This is a genomic window from Bradyrhizobium mercantei (assembly GCF_001982635.1).
GTDB classification, from domain to species: Bacteria; Pseudomonadota; Alphaproteobacteria; order Rhizobiales; family Xanthobacteraceae; genus Bradyrhizobium; species Bradyrhizobium mercantei.
Map to the genome: position 1 here is coordinate 593,100 of NZ_MKFI01000005.1, position 15,355 is coordinate 608,454.

Here is a 15,355-nt window from a genome sequence, read left to right on the forward strand (position 1 = left end):
TCCCCAATGTTCTCCGCCGGTCCCAGCCCCTGGATCGGCCGAAATGCAAATCGATAAACTGTTCGACCATAGCTAAAAGCCGATAAGTCGAGCGTCTTCACCCGTTTGGGGTAGGAATTGCTACAGCGAAGCGATTCAAATGGTCCGATGCAAAAATGACACATCGAGCCCCGTAGTTATCCTGACTGGACAACTACTGATACGCTGCGGCAATTTGTCCGCCTTTGACCAGAGCGGACAAGGGGACGCGCATGCCGCTCGGAAATCTATCATTGATCGAAGAAGCATTTGTCGAGGCGGCGATCGATCCGTCGCAATGGGTGAAGGCGCTCGACGTCGTCACGACTGTCACGGACAGTTATGGCGCGGTGCTCCTGCCGGTCGCCGGGGGAATGATCTCCGCACTTCCTTTCACCGAACCGATGAGCAGGTCGTTCGAGACTTATACCAAGGACAGCTGGTTCACCCGCGACGAACGATTTCGTGGGATAACGCTCATGAAGCAGAGGGGAATTGTCGATGATCTCGACATATTCACCCCGGATCAAATCAAGCGACATCCCTACTATCAGGACTTTCTCGCGCCGCACGGGCTTCGGTGGTTCGGCGGCATCGCGATCAGCTGCGGCGCCCACCTGTGGTGCCTGTCCATTCAGCGATCCATTGCCCAGGGACCGTTCTCCGAAGAGGAGAAAGACCAGTTGGCCTATCTTTCGAAACGACTGTCCGGCACGGCTGCCGTCGCCAGCACGATTGGAGAATCTGCCGCCTTGGGCGCGCTCAACGCGTTCGAGATCAGCGGACAGGGAGCGGCGCTCATTAACCGCGAAGGGAAGATCTTCCGGCTGAACAGCGTGGCCGAACAACTTCTGAAGCAAGACGTGACGGTGGTTAAGGGGCGCCTCGTCGCTCAGGATTCGGCCGCCACGGCTTCCTTCGAGCAGGCCGTCAGTAAGCTGCTGAACAGCGACAAGGCTGCCATGCAGCCTCCGGTCTCGTTCGCGCGTCCTGGACGGCGTCCATTGCTGGCCTATCCGCTCAAGCTTGCGAAGCTGGTCCAAAATGCGCTCGCGGATTGCCAGATGGTGGTCGTCTTTGTCGACACCGAACAAGGGCCCCAGCCGCCGACAATCGCCCTGCAAAGGGCATTCCGTCTGACGGCGTCCGAGGCTCGTCTCGCCGCTGAGCTTGCAGCTGGCGAGGCGTTGGAGAAGGTGGCGGAAAAGCTCGGCATTACCAAGGAGACGTCAAGAACTCAGCTCAAGAGCATCTTCGCGAAAACCGGATGCCACCGACAGGCCGAACTGGTCGCCGTCCTGTCGAAGTTTCTCAGGGGCTGAGGTGCGGTGCCTTAACCCAAACGGGTGAAGACCGGCTGGCTGAGGGGGGCTATCCTTGGGCTTTTAGGCCCAGCGCGGCGCAATTGGCCATATTCATTGCAGGGAGGTTGCCTTGGGCATTGCATCCCGCCTCGTGATTTGTTCGGCAATTGCTGTTGCGCTATCGGCATTCCTCACGACCGATTGCAGCGCTGTTGAAATACCCAAGCCTGTCATCAACATCCCAAAGCCGAATATCCCGCGGCCGACGATCAATGTCCCACGGCCGACGATTAACGTCCCGCGGCCGAACGTGACGGTACACGTGCCGAAGCCTACGGTGAACGTACCAAGGCCGGTCGTGAGTGTTCCGAAAGTGAATGTCCCCAAGCCGGTGGCGAACGTCCCCAAAGTAGATGTACCTAGAGCAGTAGTGAACGTCCCAAAGGTGGAGGTGCATAAGCCGGTCGCTGATACTCCGAAGGTGGATCTGCCGAAGTCCACGGTTCAGGTAACCATACCAAAGACGGTGGCTCCTCCGAGCATCGTAAGCGGGACGCCGAAGAGCGGTAGGGACGTCAATGCGCCCAAGTCGGTTGATCCGGTCATTCCCTCACCAAGACCGATAGCTGAAACTCCCCGGGTACCGGTGACGACGACTGATCCGCCAAAGGTCGCCGGTCCGGATACGACAGCACCGAAAACTCCCGTCCCTGCGCCGAGATCGCCGTCGCAGGCCAACGTTGCCAACGGTGGATCGGCGATAAGTCCATCTCCTACCTCTCCGGCTCCCGCGAGCGGTTCAAACGGCGTCTCGTTGAACGGCAACGGCCAGGGCAATTCGATAAACTCTCTTTCCGGTTCATCTTCGGTGATCACCCCTTCGAGGGGCGCAGAAATTCGCCTTCCAAACGGCACATTCGGCAAAGCAGTGCTGAATCCAGACGGATCGATCACCGTGTCGAATAACCTTGGTACGGTTACGCTTACGAAGCAGCAGATGAATCAAGTTGCGGCGGGGGATATGTCTGCACTCAAGCCTCTGGTTGCAAATGGTAACAATGCTTCCGGCCAGGGATTGACGCAATCCTTAGTCAATTCGAAGGGGAATGTGACCGAGCTACGGCTTCCGAACGGAACGTTTGGCAAGGTGGTGATGAATTCTGACGGAACAATCACTCTCTCTAACAACGTTGGCAGCGTTAAGCTGACAAAGCAGCAGATGAACCAGTTAGCCGCCGGCGACACGACGGTTCTCAAGCCACTGATGGCCAACAGTCAGAACAACAACCAGCCTGCCAGTGGAACAGCCGCGGCTGCGCCATCGACCAACACAGGTGTCTCCACAGGACCCATGTCGGTCGCGCAGCAGCAACAAGGACAAGGAGGCAACAACGGCAAGACTTACGGAACGCCCCCCTCAAATATCTGTCCGGTCCAACAATGCAGTTCAACCGTGGATGAAGGCGGCAACGGCGTCGGTGGCAAACCCTTCTACGAGGTGAACTTCAAATACTCTGGCGACACACCACCGCCGCCGCCACCGGGTATGCACTATATGGAAAGCAATATGACAGGTTGCGGTGGTGGGACCTGCACGCTGTTTTTGCAGTTCAATTCGCAAACCGCCTCTACCTCAACGCCAGCGATACAAATGCCCTCGGTATCTGGTGGCGGCCGTCAACCAATCTACGTTCAGGACGCAAATGGCGTTTGGCACAAGTCGTATTGGTTTGCGCCGCCCGCGGATGTTCTGGCGAACTACGGTCCTCTGTCTGAAGCCTCAAGCCAGCCTGTCTTGCCATTCGGGTTCTATTATCCTAACGGACCGCCGCCCAATGCCGTGTTCGCCGATGATAGCAACCCCAACTCCTCAAAGGGGAGCAACAACCCGAGCGACGATGATCCTCCAAATCCCAAACTTCCAAAATCGGCGGATGATGGGAGTGGAGCGAATGGCGATACTCCCAAAGGCGGCAACCAGCAGATGGCTAATGCTTCACCGGCCGAGCAGCAGGACACGGACGGCAGCGAGAAAGGCAAGTCATACACACCTGGATCTTGGGATGATCCGAACTGCACAGCTGGCTGCTACGATCCAAAACTCTTGAATGACATAGGCATTCAGCCGCAATTCGCTGACGGGACATTGGCTCCCCCGACTGCCGCCAATTCGGCGAGCTCCGACGTCAGCTTGGTGGACCTTAAGGCTCAAGTGGATAAGAACACCCAAGCAGTCAGTCAACAACTGGCAAGCGCAAGCTCTTCGACCGATCCCGAGCAAACGTCACCGATGTTCGGTGGTATGGTCAATATTGGTGGTTGCAGCGCAACGGGCAACATGGAGTGTGGTGGGCAAACCTTCACTTACGATAGCAGCGGCATTCATCAGTACGCCACCGATCCTGCAAACTCGAGTGGTACTCCGACTGGAGGTATAACCGGATACTTGGCTTGGAAGCCGCAAGAAGTTGCGAACGGAGATTCTATAACCTTTGGTACCAAGGGAGGACTCTCGGTTTCATTCTCGCCCGGCAATGACAGTTGGATACCAAACGGTGTGGCTATTGGCTTGGGAGTGGGGCCGCCCATCCCCTCTGCCAGTTATACAAGAGGAAAACTGGTAGGGTACAGCCCATGGTTTGGATCAGCCGGCCAAACCCCCAACCTCGGTAGCGGTCATCTCTTTAATGACCCCCAGGGAAATCTATGGTGGCAGTCCGCGAATGGCCAGAACCGCATGGTCTATAGAGTGACCCCCTAATACAGGTTGTCCAATGAAGCTCATCCCTGCGAAGTGGACATTGATTGGAATTCTTCATGCAGGACTTTGTCTCGCCTCCGCAGAGGCGCAGCAACGCATCACGGCGACTTACGACGACTGGACTGTCGCATGTGTTGGAGTACCGAAGAGTTGCGAAATAACGTCCACTCAACAAGCTCAAGCTCAAGGCCAACTAGTCGTTGCTAGCCAAATAACCCTGAGCGGCATCGGCAGGGAAAAGCCCATACGAATCTCAGTGCAGATTCCACCGAACGTGTGGCTAGCGAGCGGCATAAAGCTGATGTCAGCTGGTGATGACAACGGGATAGTCGCTGCATTTCGATGGTGCATTCCCGGAAGGTGCTTGGCAGACGTCGAGGTGAACCAACAGAAACTCAGAGAGCTGACAGTGCTGGGCGACCAGAAGGGCTTCCTGGTTTTCAAGGATGCCGAGCAGAAGGACCAAAGGATACCGATGTCTTTCAAAGGGCTCGGTTCGGCCTTCGACATGGTGCTCAAGGGGGCCCAGATTTCACCGTCTGCTCATGAGTCGGAAGATGTTAGGCGCTTCGATGGACAATGGCAGACGGAAGCTGAGTGCGCAGCCATTCCGCCAAGCGTGGCAAAGGCAAATTGGACCACCAGCAGCAAGATTGAAAACGGCCAAATTACTGCAAAGTTCGGGAGCGAAGGCAAACCCGGATCGGGAACGTTCGAAGGAAGAATTGCTGCCAGCGGCAGCTTTGAGCTCGTAGCGAGCGGGCTGACCGGCGATAGTAAGTCGACCACGAACAATGCACCGGAGAGGACGCCTTACACTTGGAAGGCAACTGGAACGTTTTCGGATTCGGGCGGAACGGCAACACGAATCGGAGGGCGGCTCTGCACCGTGAGCTTCTCGAGGGATAAGAAGGGGTGATGTCTTCCCCGGCAGCTACGCGCGAGCCGCTGCGACACTAGATGCGACGGGCCATCGGCCCGCCCGTCACAGCCGCCTCGCCGTCACCCCGCATACGCCCTATCCAGATCGGCGATCACGATCTTCTGCATCTTCAGCATCGCCTGCATGACACGGTCGGCGGCCTTACGATCGGGGTCGCTGAGGTAGCGGCTCAGTGCTGATGGGATCACCTGCCAGGACAGGCCGAAGCGGTCCTTGAGCCAGCCGCAGCGGGATTCCTGGCCGCCGTCGGTGAGCTTGCTCCAGAAGTAATCCACCTGCTCCTGGGTCTCGACGCTCAGGAAGAACGACACCGCCTCGTTGAACTTGTGCTGCGGTCCGCCGTTGAGCGCGTAGAACCGTTGCCCCTCGAGCTCGAAGCTCGCCATGAAGTCGCTGACGGTCGCGATCTCGGCGTTCGGAAACACCGATTTGTAGAAGGCGACGGCCTCGCGGACGTTGTTGTCGAGCCAGAGGAACGGCGTGATCGAAGTCATGGCGGGGTGTCCTCGCTAATCGGGGGAACCTGCGCGGCGACGCGCGAAGGCTGCGCTACAGGCGCGCTCGGAGGACGGACCGACCGGCCACATCCCGACATTCCCTGCCGGTCTTTTTTGATGATTTCGCTCGCGGCGCGCCCGGCCGGCGCGGCCTCAATTGGCGCTGCCGATCAGGCTTTCCAGCAGGCGCTTGAGCTCGGTGGTCGACTTGTCGCCATAGCTCTCGACGATGTGCTCCTCCTGGCTCACCGCCAGCGAGTTCAGCCGCCGGCACAGCGCCTTGCCGCGGTCGGAGACGAACATCAACACCTTGCGGCGGTCCTTGGGATCCTGGACCCGGTAGACGAGGGCGTCCGACACCATGCGGTCGATCATCTTGGTCAGCGTCGGATGGTTGAGCAGCACGGCATCGGCAAGCTCACCCATCGAGTGGCCGTTGCCGTCGGACAGAACTTTCAGGATGCGCCACTGCTCGACCGGCACGCCTTCCTTGGCGAGCCGCGTCTCCAACTGCCGGTTGATCTCCCGGTTCGCTTGCGCGAGCAGGTAGGTGAGATGTTCGGTGATCGGGGAATTTTCTTTCGGCGGTTTAGCCACGGCGTGAGACCTGGTTCCTGACCCGGTGAATGAATGTCCGGCAACGCATGCCGTTTCTATATGCACTTCAATTGTTGAATATTCAATATTTTCCCCTAGGATATTCCCCCAACCAAGGGGCGGATGCCGCGACCGCCCGCTGGCTGCGTTGCGTTTTGCTTCCCAGACAGGAGTTGGCGTGCTCTCGACGGTCTCTTACCAGGCGTATGGCGGCTTGCCCGTCGCGCCGCCGCACCTGTTTCGAAGCCCGTCGTCCTGCGCGGCCGATCTCGCTTTGACCGTCAAGCCGGGCTCCTCGCGCCGTGGCGGTACCGACAGCAAGCTTCGGATCGGCAATTTCATCACCTTCTCCGGCGCGCCCGGGATCTGGGGGCCGATCTCCGCCAACAGCGTCATGCTGGCGGTCGCCGAGATCAACCGGCGCGGCGGCATCCGCGGCCGCGAAGTCGAATTGTCGATGTACGACGCCGGCGGCCCGATCGAGGAGGTGGTGCGCCGGGCCGAGCGGGCGATCGCGTTCGACGAGATCGACGTCATCATGGGCTCGCACATCTCGGCGGTCCGCCTCGCGCTGCGCAAGGTCACCGGCGGCCGCATCCCCTATGTCTACACGCCGGTCTACGAGGGCGGCGAGCGGACCCTAGGGGTGATGGCGATCGGCGAGACGCCGCGCGCCGAAAGCCGCCCGGCGATCCACTGGCTCACCGAGGCCAAGAAGGCCCAGCGCTGGTACCTGATCGGCAGCGATTATGTCTGGCCCTGGCAGTCGCACCGTGCGGTGAAGCGCTACATCAAGGAGGCCGGCGGCCAGGTGGTCGGCGAGGAGTTCGTGCCGCTCGGCGAGGACGATCATGAGCCGCATCTGGCGCGGATCCGCGCCGCCAAGCCCGATGTCGTGCTGATCACCCTGATCGGGACCGACAGCATCACCTTCAACCGCGCCTTCGCCGAGGCGGGGCTCGCCGCCACCACGCTGCGCTATGCGGGCGCGATGGACGAGACCGTGCTGCTCGGCATCGGCCCCGACGCGACGGAGAACCTGTTCTGCGCTTCCGGCTATTTCGGTTGCGTCGATTCCCGCGCCAATGACGACTTCCGGACCAGCTACCGCGCGATGTTCGGGGCACATGCGCCGCCGATCGGCTCGGTCGGGCAGTCCAATTACGAGGGGATGCGCTTTCTCGAGGCGGCGGCCAACCGGGCCCGTTCGCTGTCGATCGGGCCGTTGTCTGCTGCGGCGCGCAACCTCGTCTACGGCGGTGCACGCGGCAGCGTCACCATCCGCGACGGCCGCGCCGAAATGCCGATCTATCTTGCCGAGGCCGACGGTCTCGACTTCAATGTGATCAAGACCATCTAGCGTGGCACCGCCGCCCGCGAGGGCGATGCCGTGCCGGTGCCAGACAGGAGCAGGTGTGCATTCGACGCTCAACGTCTCGGCCTATTCCAGCCTTCCATGCCCGCCGTCCCTGCTGTTCAGGAACGTGGCGTCGGCGGCGTCGGATCGCGCGCTGGCGCCGATGGATCGCAGCGGGTTCGGTCCGCGCGGCGCGCGCAACCGGCTGCGGATCGCAGGCTTCGTCTGCTGCTCCGGCTCGCCCGGGATGTGGGGGCCAGCCGCGACCTCGATCGCGCAACTCGCGGTCGCCGAGATCAACCAGCGCGGCGGCATCCTTGGCCGGGAGATCGAGTTCCAGGTCTACGACGCCGGCGGGCCGATCGAGGACGTGCTCGACCGCGCCGAGCAGGCGATCGCCTCCGACGACGTCGATCTCGTCATGGGAATGCACACCAGCGCGGTGCGCGTCGCGCTGCGCAACCTCATCACCCGCAGCAAGATCCCCTACATCTATACGCCGGTCTACGAGGGGGGCGAACGGACGCCGGGCGTGATTGCGATCGGCGAGACGCCGCGCTGGCAGAACCGGCCATCGATCCATTGGCTGGCCGAGGCGAAGCGCGCCTCGCGCTGGTACCTGATCGGCAGCGATTATGTCTGGCCCTGGCAGTCGCACCGCGCGGTGAAGTGCTACATCAAGGAGACCGGGGGCCTGGTGGTCGGCGAGGAGTTCGTGCCGGTCGGCGAAGACGATCACGCGGCGCAGTTGGAGCGGATCCGTGCGGCAAAGCCCGATGTCGTGCTGATCTCGCTGATCGGTACCGACAGTGTGACCTTCAACCGCGCCTTCGCCGATGCCGGGCTCGCCCGCACCACGTTGCGCTATGCAGTCTGTGTCGACGAAACGACGTTGCTCGGTGTCGGCGCCGACAAGACCGAGAACCTGTTCTGCGCCTCCGGCTATTTCCCCTCGGTCGGCGCGCGCGCCGGCGATGATTTCCGGGACCGCTATCGCGCGATGTTCGGGGCGTTCGCGCCGCCGGTCGGATCGTGCGGCGAGTCCGCCTATGAAGGCTTCTGCCTGCTGGAGGCCGCCGCCAGCCGCGCCGGTACGCTCGACACGCGGCCGCTGCTCGCGGCCGCCGACAACCTCGTCTATCGCGGCCCGCGCGGTCCGGTCACGGTGCGCAGCGGCCATGCCAGGATGCCGATGTACCTTGCCGAGGCCGATGGCCTCGACTTCAGGGTGATCAAGGCGATCTGAGTCGAGGTGCGACAGCCTCGTCGGAAGGTTTTGCGAAATAATACTTGAAAAGGAAAATATTTCCGTTTTCAATACAGCAGCGGGGTGAGCGGTTCGCGCGTCTTGACGCGCTGCCCGCGGCCCTGCGTCGAGGGATCAAATCCAAGATCAAAAACTTCAGGAGAGCGCCGTGACCGTCGTCCTTCCCACGCCAACGCAACTTCGTGCCGTCGCCGAGCAGTGCGGCCTGTCTCTCACCGATGAGGACGTGGCCTCGTTCCGCGGCCTGATGCAGGGCTCGGTCGACGCCTATAACCTCGTCGCCGCGATGCCGGACGAATTGCCGGAAGTGAAGTATCCGCGCACGCCGGGCTATCGCCCGGCTCCGGAGGACAACAAGCACAACGCCTGGTACCGCAAGTCGACGGTGAAGGGCGCCGCCTCCGGCAAGCTCAAGGGCAAGACGGTGGCGCTGAAGGACAACATCATGCTGGCCGGCGTGCCGATGACCAACGGCTCGTCGACGCTGGAGGGCTATGTGCCCGACTTCGACGCCACCATCGTGACCCGCATGCTGGACGCCGGCGCCGAGATCAAAGGCAAGGTGCACTGCGAACATTTCTGCCTGTCGGGCGGCAGCCACACCGGCTCCTACGGGCCGGTGCACAATCCGCACAAGATGGGCTACTCGGCCGGCGGCTCGTCGTCGGGTTCCGGCGTGGTCGTGGCGCTCGGCGAGGTCGACATGGCGATCGGCGGCGACCAGGGCGGCTCGATCCGCATGCCGTCCTCGTTCTGCGGCACCTACGGCATGAAGCCGACCTGGGGCCTCGTGCCCTACACCGGCATCATGCCGATCGAGATCTACGTCGACCACACCGGCCCGATGACCGCGACGGTGGAAGACAACGCGCTGCTGCTGGAAGTGCTGGCCGGCGACGACGGCTACGATCCGCGCATCAAGGCGCCGAAGGTCGAGGACTACACCAAGGCGCTGGGCAAGGGCGTCAAGGGCATGAAGATCGGCATCGTCAAGGAAGGCTTTGAGCAGCCGACCGCGGAGGCCGCGGTGAATGAGAGCGTGCGCGAGGCGGCCAAGCGCCTCAAGGATCTCGGCGCATCGGTCGAGAATGTCTCGATCCCCATGCACATGCTGGGCGGCGCGATCTGGACGCCGATCGGCACCGAGGGCCTGACCCAGACCATGATGTTCGGCGACGGCTACGGCCTCAGCCGCGGCGACCTCTACTCCACCTCGCTGATGGATTTCCATCGCGGCTGGCGGCGCCAGGCGGATTCGTTGTCGGAGACCACCAAGCTGTTCATGATGCTCGGCACCTACATCAACAACAATTTCGGCCCGCGCTTCTACGGCAAGGCGCTCAACATCTCCCGAAGGCTGACCGCGGCCTACGACAAGGCGTTCAAGGATTACGACCTGCTGTTGATGCCGACCACGCCGATGAAGGCGACCAAGTTGCCGGAGGCCAATGCCAGCCGCGAGGAATATGTCGCCCGCGCGCTCGAGATGATCTCCAACACCGCGCCGTTCGACATCACCCATCACCCGGCGATGTCGCTGCCCTGCGGTATGGTCGACGGCCTGCCGGTCGGCCTGATGCTGGTCGGCCGGATGTTCGAGGAATCCACCATCTACCGCGCCGCGCATGCCTTCGAGCAGGCCGGCGACTGGAAGAAGATGTGAGGCGCCGCTTGTCGCAGGCCGGAGGGATCGAACACCATGGCTAGCACCTTCGCCGCGGTGTTCGAGATCGTGAGCTTCGGCGCGATCATCGTGCTGGTCGTGCTCGGGCTCGGCATCATCGCCAGCATGATGGGCATCTTCAACTTCGCGCAGGGCGAGTTCGTCCTGCTCGGCGCCTATGTGACCTATCTGGCGTATGCCCATGGCGCGCCGGTCTGGGCCGGCATGATCGCGGCGCCCTTCGTGGTCGGCGCGATCGGCTTCGTGCTGGAGGCGCTGATCATCCGGCGGTTCTACGCCGCGCCGATCGTGGCGATGCTCGGCACCTATGCGCTCGGCCTGATCATCCGCGAAAGCGTCCGCGGGCTGATCGGCGGCTTCTATCTCACGGTGCCGGAGCCGATCGGCGGCTCGATCGACCTCGGCTCCGTCCACATCTCGGCCTGGCGCTTCACCATCATCGTGATCACGCTGCTGGTGATGGGCGCCTGCTACCTGCTGCTGGCGCGCACCTCGTTCGGGCTTCGGGTCCGTGCCACGCTGGAGAACCCGGCGCTGGCGCGCGCCTCCGGTATCTCGACGCCTCTGATCTACGGCGCGACGTTCGCGTTCGGCGCGGCGCTGGCCGGGCTTGCCGGCGCGCTGATCGTGCCGGTGTTCAGCCTGTTTGCCGATCTCGGCATCCGTTTCCTGATCCAGGGCTTCGTCGCCGTGATGGTCGGCGGGGTCGGCTCCTTCATCGGTCCGGTCGCCGGCGCCGGCCTGATCGGCACGCTCAGCGCGGCGCTGCCATGGGTGATGTCGCCCGTCGTCGCCGACGTGCTGGTCTTCGTGCTCGCCATCGCCTTCATCAAATTCCGGCCGCAAGGCCTCATTGCTGGGAAAGGGGTCTAATCACCATGTCGATTGAACGCATGAACCTGACGCGCCGCCGCTTCATGAGCAATTTCGCCTTCGCGACCGGTGCGCTCGCGACCGGGGTCGGCAGCTGGGTGGTGAGGCCCGACTGGGCCAACGCCGCCGAGGGTCCGATCAAGGTCGGCATCGCGACCGACCTGACCGGCCCGATCGCCTATGCCGGCAACGCCGACGCCAACGTCGCCAAGATGGTGATCAAGGAGATCAACGCCGGCGGCGGCCTGCTCGGCCGGCCGCTCGAGCTCTATATCGAGGACACCGCCTCGAACGAATCGGTCGCGGTCGGCAATGTCCGCAAGCTGATCCAGCGCGACAAGGTCGACATGGTGCTGGGCGGCATCACCTCGTCGATGCGCAACGCGATCAAGGACCCGATCGTGGCGCGCGGCAAGACGCTCTACATCTATCCGCAGCTCTATGAGGGCAAGGAGTGCACGCCCTATCTGTTCTGCACCGGCCCGACGCCGGCGCAGCAATGCGACACCTTCATTCCCTGGCTGATCAAGAACGGCGGCAAGAAGTTCGCGCTGCCGAGCGCCAACTATGTCTGGCCGCACACGCTCAACGTCTACGCCCGCAAGGTGATCGAGGACAATGGCGGCGAGGTCGTGTTCGAGGAGTATTATCCGCTCGACCAGGTCGACTTCTCGGCCACGGTGAACCGCGTTATTTCCAACAAGGTCGACGTCGTCTTCAACACCGTGATCCCGCCGGGCGTCGGTCCGTTCTTCAAGCAGCTCTATGAAGCGGGCTTCCTCAAGAACGGCGGGCGGCTCGCCTGCGTCTACTATGACGAGAACACGCTCAACATCAATCAGGCCAACGAGATCGAGGGCCTGGCGAGCTGCCTCGACTATTTCAAGGTGCTGACCAAGGAGGATCCGTTCGACGCCAAGCTCCAGGCGGCCTATGAAAAGGATTTCCCGGGCAACTTTTTGTTCGCGGCCGGCAGCGCCGCCACCGGAACCTATCGCGGCCTCAAGCTGTGGGAAGCCGCGGTCAAGGAAGCCGGCAAGGTCGACCGCGAGTCGGTGGCGGCCGCGCTCGATCACGCCAAGATCGCCGAAGGACCCGGCGGACCGGCCGAAATGGTGCCGGGCAAGCGTCACTGCAAGATGAAGATGTACACCGCTGTTGCCAAAGGCGGGAACTATGAGATCGTGGCGCGCAGCGACGGTCTCGTTGATCCCAAGGAATGCTGAGCGATCAATGAGTGGAGCAAGAGAGGCCGTCGCACGCATCAGCGAGGATGTCGTGACGGGCGAGGGTGCACCGGCCGCAAGCGCGCCGGCGAGACAGGCATCGGCAGGATGGAAGGTCCTGCCGATCGTGGAAGGGCTGGTGCTCTTGATCGCGCTGGTCCTGCCGTGGGTGCTGCAGGACTATCTGACGGTGTTTGCCACGCGCGTGGTGATCCTCGCGCTGTTCGCGCTGTCGTTCGATCTGGTGTGGGGCTATGCCGGCATCATGAGCTTCGGCCAGGCGCTGTTCTTCGGCGCCGCCGGCTACGGCGTGGCGCTGATGGCGCGCGACCTCAACGTCACCTCGATCCTGCTGATCCTGCCGGCGGGCGCCTTAATTGGGCTCACCGCGGCGCTGCTGCTCGGCGGCTTCCTGCTGCTCGGGCGTTATCCCTCGAGCGTGATCTTCGTCTCGCTCGGCACGCTGACCGGCTCCTATGCCGCGGACCGGCTGGCGCGCGGCTGGTACTATCTCGGCGGCCAGAACGGCATCCCGTCGATCCCGCCGCTCACCCTCGGCAGCTACGAGTTCGAGGAAGGGCCGGTCTACTACTACATGGTGCTCGCGATCCTCGTCGTGGTCTATCTGCTCTGCCGCTTCCTGGTCCGCTCGCAATTCGGCCTCGCGCTGGCGGGCCTGCGCGAGAACGAGCAGCGCATCGCCTTCTTCGGCTACAAGGCCCAGCATCTGAAGGCGATCATCTTCGCGGTCGGCGGCACCATCGCCGGCCTCGCCGGCAGCCTCTATGCCTTCCACGAAGGCTTCGTCTGGCCCAACATGCTTGGCGTCGTGTTCTCGACCCAGGTCGTGCTCTACGTCCTGTTCGGCGGCTCCGGCACGCTGATCGGCGCCGTGATCGGCACCGTCATCATCGAGGGCGTCTCGTTCTGGCTGTCGGACAATTACCGCGACGTCTGGCCGATCATCCTCGGCGTGCTGCTGTTGCTCGTCATCATGTTCCGTCCGCTCGGGCTGATCTCCTTCGTGCTCGGCGAGCGCGAGCGGGTCGGCCGTTTCGGCAAAGCACCAAAGGAGGCCGGCAATGCCGCTCCTTGAGGCGCAGGGCATCAGCAAGGTGTTCGGCAAGCTCACCGCGCTTGACGGCGCTGATCTGACCGTCGGCGAGAACGAGTTTCACGGCCTGATCGGGCCGAACGGCTCGGGCAAGAGCACGCTGATGAAATGCGTCGCCGGCGCCGAGGTGCCGACCACGGGCAAGGTCTCCTTCGTCAATACCGACATCACCGCATTCACGCCGACCGAGCGCGCCCGCGCCGGCATGAGCCTGAAATTCCAGATCACCTCGGTGCTGCCGACGCTGACGCTGTATGACAACATCCTGCTGGCGCTGCAGGCGCAGTCGTCGCTGTTCGATCTGGTGCTCTCGCGCACCCGCAACAGGCTGCACGACCAGGTGATGACGATGCTGACCCAGTTCCGGCTCGCCGATCGCGCGCACGATGCCGCAGCCGCGCTGTCGCACGGCCAGCAGCAGTGGCTCGAGATCGCGATGGCGCTCGCGGGCAAGCCGCGGCTGCTGCTGCTGGACGAGCCGACCGGCGGCATGAGCCTCGAGGAGCGCCGCGTCACCGGCGAGCTGTTGCAGCCGATCAAGCAGCATTGCTCGCTCGTCATCGTCGAACACGACCTCGGTTTCATCCGCGACATCTGCGACCGCCTCACCGTGCTCGACCAGGGCAAGGTGCTGGCGTCGGGCACGGTCGCCGAGATCCAGGCCAACAAGAGCGTCCAGGAGATCTATCTTCGCCGTGCCTGAGCAAACCTTCCTCGATATAAGGCATCTCGATGCCGGTTATGGCCGCAGCCAGGTGCTGTTCGATGTCAACATCGGCATTCCCTGGCGCGGCGGCGTCGCCGTGCTCGGCCGCAACGGCGCCGGCAAGACCACGCTGATGAAGACCATCGTCGGCGAGCTCGCGAGCTCGCAGGGCGAACTTTTCTTCGACGGCCGCGACATCACGCGCCGCCGCACCGAGGAGCGGGTGCGCTCCGGCATCGGCTACGTGCCGCAGGAGCATTCGGTGTTCGCCCGCCTGTCGGTGCGCGACAATCTTGCGGTCGGCTCGCTGTTCAACTCGGATGCCAGTGCGGTCGATCGCGTGCTGGCGATCTTCCCGAAGCTCGGCCAGCGCCTCGACCAGCCGGCCGGCACGCTGTCCGGCGGCGAGCGCAAGATGCTGGCGATCGGCCGCGCCATGCTCGGCAATCCGAAATTGCTGCTCTTGGACGAGCCGACCGAAGGCGTCTGGATCGGCGTGATCGAGGAGATCACCGAGCGGCTGATCGAGCTCGCCAAATCCATCTCGGTCGTGATCGTCGAGCAGCATCTCGATCTCGCGCTGCGCGTCGCCGACTACGCGTATGTGCTGGACCGCGGCCGCGTTGCGCTGCAGGGCGGCGCGAGCGAGGTGCGCAACGATCCGGAACTGCTGCGGTATCTTGCGCCGTAGAATCCCAGGGTTCCCGGGGGAACGAAGAGCTCCGGCTGCCGTTTAGGCAGCGGGAGGAATTCACGATGCGTTATTTCTCGATTGCAGCTCTTTTTGCCGTCGCCGTCATCAGCAGCGGTGCCGCATTGGCACAGCATGCCGGCACCAAATCGGAACAATCCGCCTGCTCGCGCGATGCGCAGCGCTTCTGCCGCAAGGACCTCGGCAATGACGGCGCCGTCCAGAACTGTCTGCAGATGAAGCGCGACAGTTTGAGCCGAAGCTGCAAGAAGGTTTTCGAAAGCCACGGCATGTAGCCGCCGCTGCTGCGGCCACGC

At 62.7% G+C, this 15,355-nt stretch carries 14 protein-coding genes; 12 read left to right on the plus strand and 2 right to left on the minus strand.

The window, feature by feature from the left end:
- The first annotated feature begins 251 nt into the window (after positions 1-251).
- The 3 genes from BI327_RS25425 (at position 252) to BI327_RS25435 (ending at position 5,002) form a co-directional block, all read left to right on the plus strand.
- Entirely contained in the window at positions 252-1,340 is a 1,089-nt protein-coding gene (locus BI327_RS25425; protein ID WP_076864283.1) for a helix-turn-helix transcriptional regulator, read from the plus strand.
- 112 nt (positions 1,341-1,452) lie between these two features.
- On the plus strand, positions 1,453-4,083 hold the full coding sequence (locus BI327_RS41860; protein WP_143271692.1) for a hypothetical protein: 2,631 nt from the start codon (positions 1,453-1,455) through the stop codon (positions 4,081-4,083).
- A 13-nt stretch (positions 4,084-4,096) separates the two neighbouring features.
- Complete coding sequence (locus BI327_RS25435) at positions 4,097-5,002, plus strand: invasion associated locus B family protein (protein WP_076864010.1); 906 nt, start codon at positions 4,097-4,099, stop codon at positions 5,000-5,002.
- 83 nt (positions 5,003-5,085) lie between these two features.
- Here the strand turns inward: BI327_RS25435 and BI327_RS25440 are convergent, their stop codons facing one another.
- Positions 5,086-5,520 (minus strand): VOC family protein, encoded by a 435-nt coding sequence (locus tag BI327_RS25440; protein WP_076864011.1) that lies wholly within the window; start codon positions 5,518-5,520, stop codon positions 5,086-5,088.
- 156 nt (positions 5,521-5,676) lie between these two features.
- Positions 5,677-6,120: a MarR family winged helix-turn-helix transcriptional regulator gene (locus BI327_RS25445; RefSeq protein ID WP_038387042.1), complete on the minus strand. Its 444-nt coding sequence runs from the start codon at positions 6,118-6,120 to the stop codon at positions 5,677-5,679.
- Between the two features lie 178 nt (positions 6,121-6,298).
- Between BI327_RS25445 and BI327_RS25450 the strand changes: the two genes are divergently transcribed.
- The 9 genes from BI327_RS25450 (at position 6,299) to BI327_RS25490 (ending at position 15,334) form a co-directional block, all read left to right on the plus strand.
- Positions 6,299-7,480, plus strand: a complete 1,182-nt coding sequence (locus tag BI327_RS25450) for a substrate-binding domain-containing protein (RefSeq protein ID WP_076864012.1) — start codon at positions 6,299-6,301, stop codon at positions 7,478-7,480.
- Between the two features lie 55 nt (positions 7,481-7,535).
- Positions 7,536-8,723 (plus strand): substrate-binding domain-containing protein, encoded by a 1,188-nt coding sequence (locus BI327_RS25455; protein ID WP_076864013.1) that lies wholly within the window; start codon positions 7,536-7,538, stop codon positions 8,721-8,723.
- A gap of 169 nt (positions 8,724-8,892) precedes the next feature.
- Positions 8,893-10,407: an amidase gene (locus BI327_RS25460; protein ID WP_076864014.1), complete on the plus strand. Its 1,515-nt coding sequence runs from the start codon at positions 8,893-8,895 to the stop codon at positions 10,405-10,407.
- A 36-nt stretch (positions 10,408-10,443) separates the two neighbouring features.
- The gene (locus BI327_RS25465; protein ID WP_076864015.1) at positions 10,444-11,301 is read left to right on the plus strand and encodes a branched-chain amino acid ABC transporter permease; all 858 of its coding nucleotides are present in this window, start codon (positions 10,444-10,446) and stop codon (positions 11,299-11,301) included.
- A 5-nt stretch (positions 11,302-11,306) separates the two neighbouring features.
- On the plus strand, positions 11,307-12,527 hold the full coding sequence (locus BI327_RS25470) for a substrate-binding protein (protein ID WP_050423926.1): 1,221 nt from the start codon (positions 11,307-11,309) through the stop codon (positions 12,525-12,527).
- Between the two features lie 7 nt (positions 12,528-12,534).
- Positions 12,535-13,623, plus strand: a complete 1,089-nt coding sequence (locus tag BI327_RS25475; protein WP_245334926.1) for a branched-chain amino acid ABC transporter permease — start codon at positions 12,535-12,537, stop codon at positions 13,621-13,623.
- Positions 13,610-14,344 (plus strand): ABC transporter ATP-binding protein, encoded by a 735-nt coding sequence (locus BI327_RS25480; RefSeq protein ID WP_076864016.1) that lies wholly within the window; start codon positions 13,610-13,612, stop codon positions 14,342-14,344. Before BI327_RS25475 ends, BI327_RS25480 begins: the two co-directional genes overlap by 14 nt.
- Positions 14,337-15,038 carry a branched-chain amino acid ABC transporter ATP-binding protein gene (locus BI327_RS25485; protein WP_076864017.1) on the plus strand — a complete coding sequence of 234 codons (702 nt, stop codon included), beginning with the start codon at positions 14,337-14,339 and terminating at the stop codon, positions 15,036-15,038. Before BI327_RS25480 ends, BI327_RS25485 begins: the two co-directional genes overlap by 8 nt.
- 65 nt (positions 15,039-15,103) lie before the next feature.
- Positions 15,104-15,334, plus strand: a complete 231-nt coding sequence (locus BI327_RS25490; RefSeq protein ID WP_076864018.1) for a hypothetical protein — start codon at positions 15,104-15,106, stop codon at positions 15,332-15,334.
- Positions 15,335-15,355 lie beyond the last annotated feature (21 nt).